Annotated in this window: 10 protein-coding genes, 1 tRNA gene and 1 pseudogene; 8 read left to right on the top strand and 4 right to left on the bottom strand. The window is 71.5% G+C overall.

Translation table 11 applies throughout. From position 1 onward, the window contains the following. Window positions 1-4 precede the first annotated feature (4 nt). Window positions 5-193 (bottom strand): hypothetical protein, encoded by a 189-nt coding sequence (locus tag ACSU6L_RS04255; protein ID WP_073944455.1) that lies wholly within the window; start codon window positions 191-193, stop codon window positions 5-7. 222 nt (window positions 194-415) lie between these two features. On the opposite strand from ACSU6L_RS04255, the gene ACSU6L_RS04250 reads away from it, so the two are divergent. After that, window positions 416-1,555, top strand: coding sequence for a glutathione-independent formaldehyde dehydrogenase (locus ACSU6L_RS04250; RefSeq protein ID WP_437053660.1), 1,140 nt, complete (start codon window positions 416-418; stop codon window positions 1,553-1,555). A 69-nt stretch (window positions 1,556-1,624) separates the two neighbouring features. Here ACSU6L_RS04250 and selD read toward each other — a convergent pair whose 3' ends face one another. Next, window positions 1,625-2,668: a selenide, water dikinase SelD gene (gene selD / locus ACSU6L_RS04245; RefSeq protein WP_437053658.1), complete on the bottom strand. Its 1,044-nt coding sequence runs from the start codon at window positions 2,666-2,668 to the stop codon at window positions 1,625-1,627. 62 nt (window positions 2,669-2,730) lie between these two features. Here selD and ACSU6L_RS04240 point away from each other — a divergent pair. From ACSU6L_RS04240 to nrfD, 6 genes are all read left to right on the top strand, one after another. After that, a tRNA-Sec gene (locus tag ACSU6L_RS04240) sits at window positions 2,731-2,825 on the top strand. A 40-nt stretch (window positions 2,826-2,865) separates the two neighbouring features. Continuing rightward, window positions 2,866-4,230 (top strand): L-seryl-tRNA(Sec) selenium transferase, encoded by a 1,365-nt coding sequence (gene selA, locus ACSU6L_RS04235; RefSeq protein ID WP_437053656.1) that lies wholly within the window; start codon window positions 2,866-2,868, stop codon window positions 4,228-4,230. Next, window positions 4,221-6,131 (top strand): selenocysteine-specific translation elongation factor, encoded by a 1,911-nt coding sequence (gene selB / locus ACSU6L_RS04230; protein ID WP_437053654.1) that lies wholly within the window; start codon window positions 4,221-4,223, stop codon window positions 6,129-6,131. The genes selA and selB overlap by 10 nt, the downstream gene beginning before the upstream one ends. A gap of 91 nt (window positions 6,132-6,222) precedes the next feature. Continuing rightward, window positions 6,223-9,510, top strand: coding sequence for a formate dehydrogenase (gene fdh, locus ACSU6L_RS04225; protein ID WP_437053652.1), 3,288 nt, complete (start codon window positions 6,223-6,225; stop codon window positions 9,508-9,510). After that, window positions 9,507-10,451: a 4Fe-4S dicluster domain-containing protein gene (locus ACSU6L_RS04220; RefSeq protein ID WP_437053650.1), complete on the top strand. Its 945-nt coding sequence runs from the start codon at window positions 9,507-9,509 to the stop codon at window positions 10,449-10,451. Before fdh ends, ACSU6L_RS04220 begins: the two co-directional genes overlap by 4 nt. Further along, window positions 10,448-11,377, top strand: coding sequence for an NrfD/PsrC family molybdoenzyme membrane anchor subunit (nrfD, locus tag ACSU6L_RS04215; RefSeq protein WP_437053649.1), 930 nt, complete (start codon window positions 10,448-10,450; stop codon window positions 11,375-11,377). Before ACSU6L_RS04220 ends, nrfD begins: the two co-directional genes overlap by 4 nt. Window positions 11,378-11,525: 148 nt before the next feature. Here nrfD and ACSU6L_RS04210 read toward each other — a convergent pair. Then, window positions 11,526-11,896: pseudogene (locus ACSU6L_RS04210) on the bottom strand (ATP-binding cassette domain-containing protein); the annotation flags it as partial. A 44-nt stretch (window positions 11,897-11,940) separates the two neighbouring features. On the opposite strand from ACSU6L_RS04210, the gene ACSU6L_RS04205 reads away from it, so the two are divergent. Then, a complete protein-coding gene (locus ACSU6L_RS04205; RefSeq protein ID WP_437053647.1) occupies window positions 11,941-12,477 on the top strand; it encodes a MarR family winged helix-turn-helix transcriptional regulator in 537 nt (178 codons plus the stop codon). A gap of 205 nt (window positions 12,478-12,682) precedes the next feature. Here ACSU6L_RS04205 and ACSU6L_RS04200 read toward each other — a convergent pair whose 3' ends face one another. Continuing rightward, the gene (locus ACSU6L_RS04200; RefSeq protein WP_437053645.1) at window positions 12,683-13,996 is read right to left on the bottom strand and encodes an MFS transporter; all 1,314 of its coding nucleotides are present in this window, start codon (window positions 13,994-13,996) and stop codon (window positions 12,683-12,685) included. Between the last annotated feature and the right edge of the window lie 217 nt (window positions 13,997-14,213).

The raw sequence follows: 14,213 nt of genomic DNA, 5'->3' as shown, positions 1-14,213 counted from the left end.
CCCGTCAGCCTTCGGCGACGTCCTCGTTACGCCCCTCGGCGAACTCCCACCAGGCGAGCGGGAGCCAGTCGCCGCCCACGAAAGCGTCGACGGTCGACCCGCGTCCGCTGATGGTCACAGGCGTTCCAGGCGGGTACGTGGTGCCGGACACGCCGGGCACTGGGACGAGCAGGGTCCCGAAGCGCTGAGTCACTTTCCCGTCCTCCGATTCGGCGCGAGGTTGAATTCGGTAATTACTCGAAAATACCCGGCTTGTCCCGTGCTTCCTATAGGGGGACCATGAGAGTTGGGTCACGTGAGGCGAACGGCCGCGGCTCTTTCCGTCGTTTCCACTGACCGTTCGCGCCAGGTTACGTTCGGTTGACGGCCGTTTGCCTCCGGCAGCGAGGATATATCGCTCAACGGAGGTGTCGGTATGAAGGCCGTTGTGTACAAGGGACCGTTCGAAGTAGCGGTCGAAGAAGTCGAGAACCCTCGGCTCCAGCACCCGAACGACGTGATCGTACGGATCACGTCCACCGCGATATGCGGCTCCGACCTGCACATGTATGAGGGCCGCACGGCCGCCGAGCCGGGCATCGTCTTCGGTCACGAGAACATGGGCATCGTCGAGGAGCTCGGTGAGGGAGTCACGGCCCTCAAGCAGGGCGACCGCGTGGTCATGCCCTTCAATGTCGCCTGCGGATTCTGCAAGAACTGCGTGGCGGACTACACCGGCTTCTGCCTCACCGTGAATCCGGGATTCGCCGGTGGCGCGTACGGCTATGTGGCGATGGGGCCGTGGACCGGCGGTCAGGCCGAATACGTGCGCGTACCGTACGCCGACTTCAACTGTCTGAAGCTGCCGGAAGGCACCGAGAACGAGAGTGATTTCGTTCTGCTCGCCGACATCTTCCCGACCGGCTACCACGGCAACGAACTCGCCCAGGTCTCTCCGGGCGAGAGTGTCGTGGTGTACGGCGGCGGCCCCGTCGGTCTCATGGCCGCCTACGCGGCCATGCTGCGCGGTGCCTCGAAGGTGTTCGTCGTCGACCGGGTGCTGGAGCGGCTGCAGAAGGCCGAGGAGATCGGAGCGATCCCGATCAACTTCGCCGAGGGCAACCCCGTGGAGCAGATCAAGGAGCAGACGAACGGCGAAGGCACGGACAAGGGCATCGACGCGGTCGGGTACCAGGCCGTGGCCGGGGGCACGGACCGCGAGGAACCCGCGGCCGTTCTGAACTCGGTCATCGAGACCGTGCGGCCGACCGGAGCGCTCGGCATACCCGGCCTCTACGTGCCGGCCGACCCGGGTGCGCCGGACGAGCACGCCAAGCATGGCCGGCTCATGGTCGCGATCGGGAGGCTCTTCGAGAAGGGGCTGCGTCTGGGTACCGGACAGTGCAACGTGAAGCGCTACAACCGGCAGCTGCGCGACCTCATCATCGAGGGCCGCGCACGGCCGAGCTTCGTCGTCTCCCACGAGGTGTCGCTGGAGGAGGCGCCCACGGCGTACGACAAGTTCGACAAGCGTGTCGAGGGCTACACCAAGGTCGTCCTGCACCCAGGGCGGTAGCGCAGTAGCTCTTGCGCGGCGGCACAACACGACGTCCGCCGACCGGCCGCCCGTCGGCTCGGCGGCCGGTCAGCGGATCACCAGGACGTGGTCGCCGCGCGGAAGCAGCTCGCCCACGACGGGCACGCCGGGGATCTCGCCGGCCACCAGCAGCCCGCCGGATGTCTGCGCGTCGGCCAGGAGCAGTGCCTCGTCCTCGCTCACCGCCGACAGGTCGTTGTGCGGGCGTACCCATTCCAGGTTCCGACGGGTGCCCCCGCTGACATATCCGTCCCGCAGCGCCTGCCGGGCGCCGTCGAGGTAGGGAACGGCGGTCGCGTCGATCAGTGCGGTGACCCCGCTCGCCCGCGCGAGCTTGAAGGCGTGTCCGAGCAGCCCGAACCCGGTGACGTCCGTCGCGCAGGTGGCGCCGGCGGCGATCGCCGCTTCGGCAGCCTCCCGGTTGAGTCGTGTCATGACCTCGACCGCCTGCGGGAACACCTCGCCGGTGGCCTTGTGCCTGCTGTTCAGGACACCGATGCCGAGCGGCTTGGTGAGCGACAGCGGCACACCCGGCTCGCCCGCGTCGCTGCGCAACAGACGGTCGGGGTCGACCAGGCCGGTGACGGCCATGCCGTACTTGGGCTCGGGGTCGTCCACGCTGTGGCCGCCGGCGACGTGGCAGCCGGCGGCCGCGGCGATCTCCAGGCCGCCGCGCAGCACCTCGCGCGCAAGTTCGAGGGGAAGTACGCCGCGCGGCCAGGCCAGCAGGTTCACGGCGAGCAGCGGACGGCCGCCCGTGGCGTACACGTCGGACAGCGCGTTCGCCGCGGCGATCCGGCCCCAGTCGTAGGCGTCGTCGACCACGGGCGTGAAGAAGTCGGTGGTGGCCAGCACGGCCACGCCGTCCTTCAGCCGGACGACCGAGGCGTCGTCGCCGTCGTCGAGCCCGACCAGCAGTTCGCCCAGGGGCGCGCGGACCGGGACGGCGGCCCCGAGGCCCCGCAGCACCTCCTCCAGCTCGCCGGGCGGGATCTTGCAGGCGCAGCCGCCGCCGTGCGCGTACCGGGTGAGGCGGACGGTTTCCTCGGGGTCCTTCTCAAGGGCAGATGTCGATGACGTCACATGGGCCATGATCCCGCAGATGTCGCATTAGCGCTTAGACGAGGCTTTTGCGAAGATTGCCACGATTGCGAGGAGGCGTATCCGGCCTGGTGACCGGCCCGGTCCTCAAAACCGTTGAACGGCAGGAGCTGCCGTTGGCGGGTTCGATTCCCGTCCGCCTCCGCCACAGGCGGCGCAGGAGTGCCACGGCGAGCAGGAGAGGTGCCATGAGCGATCCGCGCCGGCACATCCCCGGCACCGACTCCGTGCTGGCCGAGCCACGCATCGCCGCAGCGATACGGACGCTGGGGCGTCCCCTGGTGAAAGCGGCGATCGCCGAGGCCCAGCGACGGGCGAGAAAGGGTGAGATCGCTCCCGAGGACGTGGTGGACACGGTGGTCGGCCACCTGCCCGAGCGGGCCTGCGGCCTGCGGCCGGTGATCAACGCCACTGGCGTGCTGGTGCACACCAACCTCGGCCGCGCGCCGCTGTCGGATGCCGCCCGGGACGCCGTGACGGCCGCAGCCGGATGCACGGACGTCGAGTTCGACCTCGCGGAAGGCCGCCGGGCCCGCCGCGGGCGCGGGGCGCTCGCCGCGCTGGCCGAGGCCGTGCCCGATGCCGGGGCGGTGCACGTGGTGAACAACAACGCGGCCGCGCTGCTCCTGTGCGCCCTGGTGCTGGCCCGCGGACGGGAGATCGTGATCAGCCGGGGCGAGCTGGTCGAGATCGGCGACGGGTTCCGTATCCCGGACCTCCTGGCTTCCACCGGGGCCCGACTGCGAGAAGTCGGCACCACCAACCGCACCCACGCCCGGGACTACACGGAGGCCATCGGCCCCGACACGGCGTTCCTGCTCAAGGTTCACGCGTCCAACTTCCACATCAGCGGATTCACCGCGGCGGCGGATGTGGCAGAGCTTGCAGCGCTCGGACCCCCGGTGGTGGTGGACATCGGCTCCGGCCTGCTCGCCCCGCACCCGTTGCTCCCCCACGAGCCGGACGCCGCCACCGCTCTGCGCGCCGGGGCGGCGCTGGTGACAGCCAGCGGAGACAAGCTTCTCGGCGGCCCCCAGGCCGGGCTGCTCGTCGGGGACGCGGGGCTGGTCGAGCGACTGCGACGGCACCCCGCGGCGCGCGCCCTGCGGGTGGACAAGCTGACCCTCGCCGCGCTGGAGGCGACGCTGCGCGGTCCGGAGCCGCCCGTACACACCGCGCTGGCCGCCGACGAGACCACCGTGCGCGAGCGCGCCACCCGGCTGGCCGAACGGTTGCGGGCCGCAGGGGTACCCGCAGAGGTGCTGCGCACGGAGGCGGCCGTGGGCGGTGGCGGCGCGCCCGGGGTGACCCTGCCCAGTACGGCCGTCGGCCTGCCCGCGCGGTACGGCCCGCTGCTGCGCACCGGCGCGGTCCCGGTCGTCGGCCGGCTGGAACACGGACGGTGTGTGCTCGACCTGCGCACGGTCCGGGCGGAGGAGGAACGGTCGGTGCTGGAGGCCGTGCTCGCCGCGCAGCGATCACAGACGGGCGGCGGAAGCGGCGCAAGCACGGTCGGCAGGGACGACCACGGGAGTGAGCGGCCGTGCAGGTGATCGCCACCGCCGGTCATGTCGATCACGGCAAGTCGACGCTGGTGAGGCTGCTCACCGGCATGGAGCCGGACCGCTGGGAACAGGAGCGCCGGCGCGGCCTGACCATCGACCTCGGTTTCGCCTGGACGACCCTGCCGGGCGGACCCGAGGTGGCGTTCGTCGACGTCCCCGGCCACGAACGGTTCGTGCCGAACATGCTCGCGGGAATCGGCCCCGTCCCCGCCGTGCTGTTCGTGGTGGCCGCCGATGAGGGGTGGATGCCGCAGTCGACCGAGCATCTGGAGGCACTCGCCGCGCTGGGCGTGCGGCACGTGCTGCTCGCGGTGACCCGCTGCGACCTGGCCGACCCGGAACCGGCCCGGCGGCAGGCACTGGCCCGGATGGCGGCGGCCGGCCTGCGAGCGGTCGACTCGGTGACGGTGAGCGGGCGCACCGGCGAGGGCCTGGACCGGCTGCGTGCCGGACTGACGAGGCTGGTCGGAGCCCTGCCGTCCGCTGACCCGGATGCCGACGTCCGGCTGTGGGTGGACCGCTCGTTCAGCGTCGTGGGCGCGGGCACGGTGGTCACCGGAACGCTGACGGCAGGCACCCTTCGAGCGGGGGCGGAGCTTCAGCTGGCGTCCACCGGGGCGGTGATGCGGGTACGCGGCCTGCAGGCCCTGGGCCGGAGCGCGCCCGAGGTCCGCGCCGTGGCCCGAGTGGCGGTCAATCTGCGCGGCGTCGAGCACCATGCGATCGGCCGCGGCGACGCGCTGCTCACTCCGGGAAGGTGGCTGACGACGTCCGAGGTCGATGTCTCGCTGCGCTTCGGCGACGGCGACCGTGACGCCCGTGGGCGGCGCGGCGACGGCGGCGAGACCGGTGACGACAGCGGCAGGGGGATGCTCGGTGACGAGAGTGGCAGCGGGATGGTCGGTGACGACAGCGGCAGAAGTGACGTCGGCGAACGACACGATCTCCCTCGCGAGCTCGTGCTGCACGTGGGATCCGCATCCGTGGCCGCCCGGGTCCGGCCGCTGGGGCCCGGCAGCGCCCGGCTGCGGCTGGCCCGGCCCCTGCCGCTGCGCGTCGGCGACCGCGCGTTGCTGCGCGACCCCGGTCGCCACCGCATCGCCGCCGGTGTCGACGTACTCGACGTGACGCCCCCCGAACTGCGCCGGCGCGGAGCCGCGCGGTCGCGCGCCGCGGAGCTGGCCGCCCTGACCGGTGCGCCACCGCAGGCGGTGGCCGAGGCGATACTGCTCCGGCGGCGCTTCGCGACCACAGGCGAACTGCACTCCATGGGGCTGCCCGAGGCCGGCGAGCCGGCGGGTGACGGTCGGCGGGTTCATGCGCGCGTGTGGCGCGAGCTGCTCGCCGCCGTGCGCACCGTGGTCGACCAGTGGAGCGGCGATCACCCTCTGGAGACCGGGGTGCCGGTGGAGGCGGTACGGCAGCGGTTGCGGCTGCCCACCACCGGTGTGGTGGAACGGCTTGCCGATGCCGCGTCGCTGCCGTTGGTGGGCGGGCGGGTGTGCGCGCCGGGCCGCCTGGCGGCGCTTCCCGGACCCGTCGAGGCGGCGGTCGCGGCGCTGGCCGCCGAGTTGCGCGATGCGCCGTTCGCGGCGCCGGACGCCGCCAGGATGGCGGAGCTGCGGCTGGGGCGCCGGGAGCTGGCCGCCGCGGTGCGCGCCGGCCGCCTGCTGAAAGTGGCCGACGGCGTCTTCCTGCTTCCGGACAGCGCGGCACGGGCCACCGACGTGCTCGCGCAACTGCCGCAGCCGTTCACCCTCAGCCAGGCGCGGCAGGCCCTGCGGACGACCCGGCGGATCGCGGTACCGCTGCTGGAGCTGCTGGACCGTCGCGGCGTCACGGAGCGGCTGCCGGACGACACCCGTCGTATGCGTATCCGGCCGCTCTGACCGGTGCACGGCGTACTGCTCGACATGCTCCCCGCCCGTCCCGGCGTTACGTTGGCTGAGACAGCGGAAGGGCGCGAGGCGGGAGATCGCCGTGGGCCTGCGGCAGTGGATCGACGGCTGGCCGGTGTACCGGCAGTTCACCGGCGACGATGCGCTGGGCAGAGGCACCGCGGCACGCTCGCGCGGCACCGAGCGGCTGTCCGCCCGTACCGAGCAGGCCGACAGGGTCGTACGGTCCGTGTGCCCGTACTGCGCCGTGGGCTGCGGGCAGAAGGTCTACGTCAAGGACGAGAAGGTCACCCAGATCGAGGGCGACCCGGACTCCCCGATCTCACGCGGCCGGCTGTGCCCCAAGGGGGCGGCCAGCAAGCAGCTGGTGACCGGCCCCGGCCGGATCAGCACTGTCCTCCATCGGCGGCCGCACGGCATGGGGTGGGAGCGGATGCCGCTCGACCGGGCGATGGAGACGATCGCGGACCGGGTCATCGAGACCCGTCGGCAGACCTGGCAGGACACGCATCGCGGCGTCCCCGTCCGGCGCACGCTCGGCATCGCCTCGCTCGGTGGAGCGACGCTGGACAACGAAGAGAACTACCTGATGAAGAAGCTCTACACGGCGCTGGGCGCCATCCAGATCGAGAACCAGGCGCGGATTTGACACTCCGCCACGGTTCCCGGTCTGGGGACCTCGTTCGGCCGTGGCGGAGCCACGACGTTCCAGCAGGACCTCGCCGAGGCCGACTGCATCCTCATTCAGGGCTCGAACATGGCCGAGTGCCATCCGGTCGGCTTCCAGTGGGTGATGGAAGCCAAGGAGCGCGGTGCCACGATCATCCACGTCGACCCCCGCTTCACCCGCACCAGCGCGCCGGCGGACATCCACGTGCCGCTGCGCGCCGGGACGGACATCGCCTTCCTCGGCGCCCTGATCAACCATGTGCTGAGCAACGGCAAGGACTTCCGCGAGTACGTGGTCGCCTACACCAACGCGCCGGCGATCCTCCGGCAGGACTTCGCCGACACCGAGGACCTGGACGGGCTGTTCTCCGGTTTCGACCCGGAGAACAGTCACTACGAGACGACCAGCTGGATGTACGAGGGCGCGCAGGCCTCTTCGGCGGCCGGTGCCCGGGACCGGTGGCCGGCATCGGGGGACGAGGGCGGGCAGGACGCCGCCGCCCGGCAGCACGGAGGCAGGGAGCTGCGCGAGACCGCCCGCGGCGAGGCGTACGGCGCCGGTGGCCCCGCCCTGGACGCGAAGCCGGCCATGGACCCGACACTGCAACACCCCCGCTGCGTGTACCAGGTGCTCAAGCGGCACTTCGCCCGCTACACGCCGGAGCTGGTCGAGGACGTCTGCGGCATCCCCCGCGAGCTGTTCGCCCGGGTGGCAGACGCGATCACCGCCAACTCGGGACGCGAGCGCACCACGGCGCTGTGCTACTCGGTCGGCTGGACCCAGCACACCGTCGGGGTGCAGTACATCCGGACCGCATCCATCCTGCAGGCGCTGCTGGGCAACATGGGCCGGCCGGGCGGCGGCATCCTGGCCCTGCGCGGACATGCCAGCATCCAGGGCTCCACGGACGTCCCCACGCTGTTCGACCTGCTGCCCGGCTACATCCCCATGCCGCACGCCCACCAGCACCAGGACCTGGACGCGTTCGTGGCCGCGGACGCCGGCACCACCGGCTTCTGGGGCAACATGCGCGCGTACGTGGTGAGTCTGCTCAAGGCGTGGTGGGGAGAAGCGGCCACCGCGGAGAACGACTACCGCTTCGACTGGCTGCCCCGGCTGACCGGCGACCACGGCACCTACCGGACGGTGCTGAACCAGCTCTCGGGGGAGTGCAAGGGTTACTTCCTCGTCGGGGAGAACCCGGCGGTCGGTTCGGCCAACGGCAAACTGCAGCGGCTGGGCCTGGCCAACCTGGACTGGCTGGTGGTGCGGGACCTGCGGATGATCGAGAGCGCGACCTTCTGGAAGGACGGGCCGGAGATCGAGACCGGTGAGCTGCGCACCGAGGAGATCCCGACGGAGGTGTTCTTCCTGCCGGCCGCGGCGCACACGGAGAAGGACGGCAGCTTCACCAACACCCAGCGGCTGCTGCAGTGGCACCACGCGGCGGTCGCCCCGCCGGGGGACGCCCGCAGCGACCTGTGGTTCTACTACCACCTCGGCCGGATCATCCGGGAGAAGCTGGCCGGCTCCACCGACCCGCGCGACCGCCCGCTGCTCGACCTCACCTGGGACTACCCGACCGAAGGCCCGCAGGCCGAACCGAGCGCCGACGAAGTGCTGGCCGAGATCAACGGACACGGCCCGGACGGACGGCCGCTGTCCACGTCGACCCAGCTGCGCGACGACGGCTCCACCGCCTGCGGGGTCTGGATCTACTGCGGGGTCCGCGCCGACGGGCACAACCACGCGGCGAACCGCCGGCCACGCGACGAGCAGAGCCGGGTCGCCCCCGACTGGGGCTGGGCATGGCCGGCCAACCGCCGCATGCTCTACAACCGGGCGTCGGCCGATCCCGAGGGCAGGCCGTGGAGCGAGCGCAAGCGGTACGTGTGGTGGGACGCACAGCAGGGCCGGTGGACCGGGGAGGACGTCCCGGACTTCGAGGCGGACAAGCCGCCCGACTACCGGCCGCCGCCGGGCGCGAAAGCCCAGGACGCGCTGGCCGGCACGGACCCGTTCATCATGCAGAGCGACGGCCGGGCCTGGCTGTTCGCGCCGGCCGGGCTGGCCGACGGCCCGCTGCCCGCGCACTACGAGCCGTACGAGTCGCCGGTGGACAACCCGCTGTACGGGCAGCAGACGAACCCGGCGCTCCAGGCCTACGACCGTCCGGAGAACCGGTACCACCCGGCCGGCAGCACGGTGTATCCGTACACGTTCACCACCTACCGGCTCACCGAGCACCACACGGCCGGCGGCATGAGCCGTACCCTGCCCTATCTGTCCGAGCTGCAGCCCGAGTTCTTCTGCGAGGTCTCCCCGGAACTCGCCGCGGAGCGCGGCCTGGAGCACCTCGGCTGGGCGACCATCACCACGGCCCGCACGGCGGTCGAGGCCAGAGTGCTGGTGACCGATCGCATCAAACCGCTCCGGGTCCGAGGCCGCACCATCCACCAGGTGGGGATGCCTTACCACTGGGGCCCGCAGGGACTGTCCACGGGTGACGCGGCGAACGAGCTGCTGTCCGTGGTGCTCGACCCAAACGTGCGCATCCAGGAGTCCAAGGCGGCGACCTGCGACATCCGGCCGGGCAGGCGACCACGGGGCCCGGCGCTGCCGGCCCACGTGGCGACGTACCGGCGACGCGCAGGTCTCCCCGACGACACCCCGCCCGGCACAGGAGAGGGGCAGCGATGACTCCCGACCACAACAGGCTGTCCGGCCCACTGGCCGACCCCAGCGCGGACGCCGGCTACCCCGACACCCACCCTCCCCGGATGGGGTTCTTCACGGACACCTCCGTCTGCATCGGCTGCAAGGCGTGCCAGGTGGCGTGCAAGGAGTGGAACGAGGTTCCGGCGGAGACCGAGGAGCTCGACCTGCTCGGGCAGTCGTTCGACAACACCGGAGCGCTGAGCGCCAACAACTGGCGGCACGTGGCATTCATCGAGCAAACGGTGGCGCCGGACCGGACGCCGGTCGATCTTGGCATGCCGGCCATGGGTCCGCCCGGGCACGACGCGGGGGCCGGGGAGGACCGGGTGCGCTGGCTGATGTCCAGCGACGTGTGCAAGCACTGCACCCACGCCGCCTGCCTGGACGTCTGCCCGACCGGGTCGTTGTTCCGCACCGAGTTCGGGACCGTGGTGGTGCAGGAGGACATCTGCAACGGCTGCGGATACTGCGTGCCGGCGTGCCCGTACGGCGTGATCGACATACGCCCCGGCGACGGCCGGGCCTTCAAGTGCACGCTGTGCTACGACCGGTTGGGCACGGGCCGGGAACCGGCCTGCGCCCAGGCATGCCCCACCGACTCCATCCAGTTCGGCCCCTTGGAGGAACTGCGCGAGCGGGCCGACCGGCGGGTGACCGAGCTGCACGAGCGCGGGGTGGACCAGGCACGGCTGTACGGCCGGGATCCCGAGGACGGCGTCGGCGGTGACGGCGCGTTCTTCCTCCTGCTGGACGAGCCCGAGGTGTACGGGCTGCCGCCCGACCCGGTGGTCACCACCCGTGACCTGCCGTCGATGTGGTGGCACGCGGCCACGGCCGCCGCCGGTGTGGCCGTGAGCGTGGCGCTGTCCTTCCTGGGGCGGGGGACCTCCCAGCGGAGGACCTTTCAGAGGAGGACGCCGTGACGGGCAGCGGTGAGCGGGAACGGCCCATGGTCACGCGCGCGGAGTTCCGGTCGTACTACGGCCGGCCGATCCTCAAGCGTCCCGCCTGGAAGGTGCCGGACGTGCCGGGATACCTGTTCCTCGGGGGAACGGCGGGCGCCTCGGCATCCATGGCGGCGGTGGCCGAGCTGACCGGGCGCCGGGAGCTGGCCGGGACCGGCCGGTGGGTCGCCGCAGCCGCCTCGACGGCCGGAGTCGCCGCCCTGGTCCACGACCTGGGCCGTCCCGAGCGCTTCACGCACATGCTGCGCGTCCTCAAGCCCACCTCGCCGCTGTCGGTGGGCTCCTGGATCCTCGCGCCGTTCTCCGCCCTCGCCACCGCCTCGGCCGCCTCCCAGGCCACCGGGCGGCTGCCGGGGCTCGGCCGGCTCGCCGCGCTCGGCTCCGGCCTGCTGGGGCCGGCGATGTGCACCTACACCGCGGTGCTGCTCTCCGACACGGCGGTGCCGGCGTGGCACGAGGCGTATCCGGAGCTGCCGTATCTGTTCGCCGGCAGCTCGCTGACCGGCGCCGCCGGTGCCGCACTGCTCTGCGCACCCGCCGCGGACCACGGACCGCCGACCCGGATGGGCCTCCTCGGCACGGGCGTGGAAATCGCCGCGATGCGCCGCGTCGAGCGGCGGCTCGGGCTGGCCGGTGAACCCTACGTCACGGGCCGGCCCGGCCGACTGCTGACCCTGGGCAAAGCGCTGGCCGGAGCCGGAGCCGTGCTGTCGCTTCTCCCGGGCCGCCGGGCGGTCCCGGCCTTGGCCGCAGGGGCGTACCTGGCCGCGGGACTGTGCACCCGCTTCGGCATCTTCGCGGCAGGCATCGCGTCCGCCCAGGACCCGGTGTACGTGGTGACTCCGCAGCGGCAGCGTCTGCATCCGGACGGCCACGCACCCTAAGGGGTGTCGTGCGCACGCTGGCACCCGCTTCTTCGAGGTGGAATGGAGGGGCCTGGGCTGGCCGCCCGGAGCACATTGACGGCACCGTCGTGCGGGGTGTCAGCGTGGTCGGTGAGCGTGATGCGTTCGGAGCGCAGGCCCACGGTGCGACCTTGGTGAGGGCGTCGTCGATGAGGCGCTGTCGCTCGTCCTTGGCGACCTTGCGGAGCTTGAGCGGCAGTGCGAGGTTGTCGGCGATCGTCATGTGCGGCCAGAGCGCGTACGACTGGAAGACCAAGCCGGGATTGCGGCCTTCGGGGGCACCGTGTTGCGCGGGGTGCCGTCGAAGAAGACCTGGTCGCCGACGCGGATGGTGCCCGAGTCGGGGGTCACCAGACCCGCGATGCACGACAGGGTGGTGGACTTGCCGCAGCCAGAGGGGCCGAGCAGGGTGAAGAACTCCCCGTCGGCGACGGTGAAGTTGATGTCCTGCAGGACTGCGGTGCCGCGGAAGGACTTCTTGATGTTCTCGACGACCAGCTCAGGCGTGCTACTTCCCCTTCAGGAGGAGACCGGCGAGGCCGGTGACGACGGCGGTGACGGCGGTTGACGAGTTTCGGGAGCCACCCTCACTGTCCACGTACGACAGCGGCATTGCCGAGGCCTGGCAGCGGGCCCGGCCCGAGCTGGACACCAGCCCCATGGACGTCTTCGGGCGGCTGAGACACCTGCACGCCCTGCATGACCTCGCCATGGAGAAGGCCTACGAAGGAGCTCCGCTCAGCCCGGCCGAAACCGAGGTGCTGGTCCTTCTTCGGCACGCCAGGCAGCCGCGCGTCGCCGGGCAGCTCGCCCGTCAGCGCGGTTGCTCCCGGGCCGCGATCAGCAGGATCGTGATCAAGCTCGACCAGCGCGGGCTCATCACCCGGGATCCGAACCCCGCGGACCGCCGCGCCGCCCTCATCCGCATCACCCCGGACGGTGCCGCCCTGGTGGACGCGGTCTTCCCGGGCCAGCTCTCGCTCGAAGCCGAACTGCTGGCCGGGCTGGACCCCCAGCGTCGACAGGCCGTCGTGGAAGCACTGGACCTCCTGATCCGTACCCTCGCCGCAGGACGGTGACGGTGCTCGCTCCTGACGCGGCGGACCGACCAGCTGCGCGAGAACCTGCGTCGCGCTCAACGGCCCCCCACGCACCACGCTCGGCTGGGAGGTCCCAGCCGAGCGTGGTGCATGAACTGCTCGCGGCCTGATCAACACGACCGTATGGTGCGACGACCCCTGGTGAGCCCGTCGACGCTGGAAGGTCTTTTCCGTCTTCCTGCGGTCAGACCTTCGCGGTCGTGCGCATCTTGAGGGTGAGGGCGGCCAGGCTCATCATGAGCGCGCCGAAGAGCGCGGCGCAGGCGTACATGGTGAAGCCGATGCCGGCATTGCCCGCCGCGAGGAGGGCGCCGCCGATCCACGGGCCGAAGATGGCGCCGAAACGGCCCATGCCGGAGACCCAGCCGAGGGCGGTGGGACGGTCCTCGTCGTTGTGGTGGGTGCCGACCGTCGCGTAGACCATGGTCTGGCCGGAGAAGAGCAGCAGCCCGGCGAAGAAGACCACCGCGTACAGGACGCCGACCGACATCTTGACGCCCATGAGGTAGACGAAGACGGAGGTCAGGAGGAACCAGGCGATGACGACCTTGCGCGGGCCGATGCGGTCGGCGGTGCGGCCGGCGATGAGCATGCCGCAGATGCCGCCGACGTTCAGGAAGGTCGAGAAGAGCAGCGAGTCGCCGGTGTCGTAACCGAGCTCGACCATGATCTTCGGCAGCCACTGGCCGACTCCGTAGACCAGGAGCAGACCCGCGAAGGAGGTCAGCCAGAAGCACAGAGTGGTGGACCACTGGCCGTGCCGGAAGAGGTTCTTCAGCGCGTCCAGCTTGTCCCCGCGGTGCGCCTTCGGCTCGGCCAGTTCGGTGCCGTAGGCGGCGGCGAGCCGCTCGGCGTCGGCGCGGCGGCCGCGGGTGAGCAGGTTGGTGGGCGACTCCGGCAGCAGCTTGAAGGCGACCGGGAGCAGGATCAGGGAGGGCACCGCGGAGGCGATGAAGGCCGTTCGCCAGCCGTGGTCGTCGACCAGCCAGAGCGCGATCAGCGGGGCCAGGGCGCCGCCGGTCTGGTGGGCGGTCATGATGACGCCGGTGGCGAGGGCGCGGCGGCCGCGCGAGGTGAACTCCATGCCGTACGAGATCGCGATCGGCAGCAGCGCCCCGAGACCGAAGCCGCACACGAAGCGGAAGAAGCCGAACTGGCCCGAGGACTGGGACCAGCCGGTGCCCAGCGTGGCGAGGGTGAAGATCACGACGCTGGCGAAGACGGTGACGCGGCGGCCGATCCAGTTCGAGGCCATGCCGGACAGGATCGTGCCGAGCAGCATGCCGAAGTTGGCGTAACTGCCGATCGTGCCGGCGAGGTCGGGGGTGAGGCCGAGGCTGTGGCCGCCGAGCATCTTCGGGAGCACGGAGCCGTAGATGAACGTGTCGATGCCGTCGAGGAGGACGAGTGCCCAGCACAGGGCGATGACGGCGGTGCGGCTGCGGCGGGCCGTCGTCCCGGTCGCCGGGGCGAGCGGGGAGGTGGCGGAGGAGGACATCGTTGTTTCCTCTCGTGCGGGACGTCAGGACGGGGCCCTGGTCCCTGGCTGCAAGGGCGGTGGGGCCGGTGCGGCTCGCGCGGCCGGTGGGGAGGACGGGCGGAGCGCGCCCCTGAGCTGCGGACTCCGCGCGGGGAGCCGCGAGCTCGCTGTGGCGTAGACGTTAAGAAGCCGTAAGCGATACGTCAACACTTTTGTTAACAATCTAGGCAACGAT

Origin of the sequence: Streptomyces sp. enrichment culture (genome assembly GCF_964272855.1) — a bacterium.
Taxonomy (GTDB): Bacteria; Actinomycetota; Actinomycetes; order Streptomycetales; family Streptomycetaceae; genus Streptomyces.
The sequence above is the reverse complement of the archived record's forward strand: the minus strand, read 5'-3'. Positions and strand labels throughout refer to the sequence as shown.

What these genes read in the sequence shown, in the direction of transcription:
- ACSU6L_RS04220 (WP_437053650.1), top strand. Translation starts at nt 9,507, where the DNA reads ATGACTCCCGACCACAACAGGCTGTCCGGCCCACTGGCCGACCCCAGC.
- selA (WP_437053656.1), top strand. Translation starts at nt 2,866, where the DNA reads ATGAGCGATCCGCGCCGGCACATCCCCGGCACCGACTCCGTGCTGGCC.
- ACSU6L_RS04200 (WP_437053645.1), bottom strand. Translation starts at nt 13,996, where the DNA reads ATGTCCTCCTCCGCCACCTCCCCGCTCGCCCCGGCGACCGGGACGACG.
- selD (WP_437053658.1), bottom strand. Translation starts at nt 2,668, where the DNA reads ATGGCCCATGTGACGTCATCGACATCTGCCCTTGAGAAGGACCCCGAG.
- ACSU6L_RS04250 (WP_437053660.1), top strand. Translation starts at nt 416, where the DNA reads ATGAAGGCCGTTGTGTACAAGGGACCGTTCGAAGTAGCGGTCGAAGAA.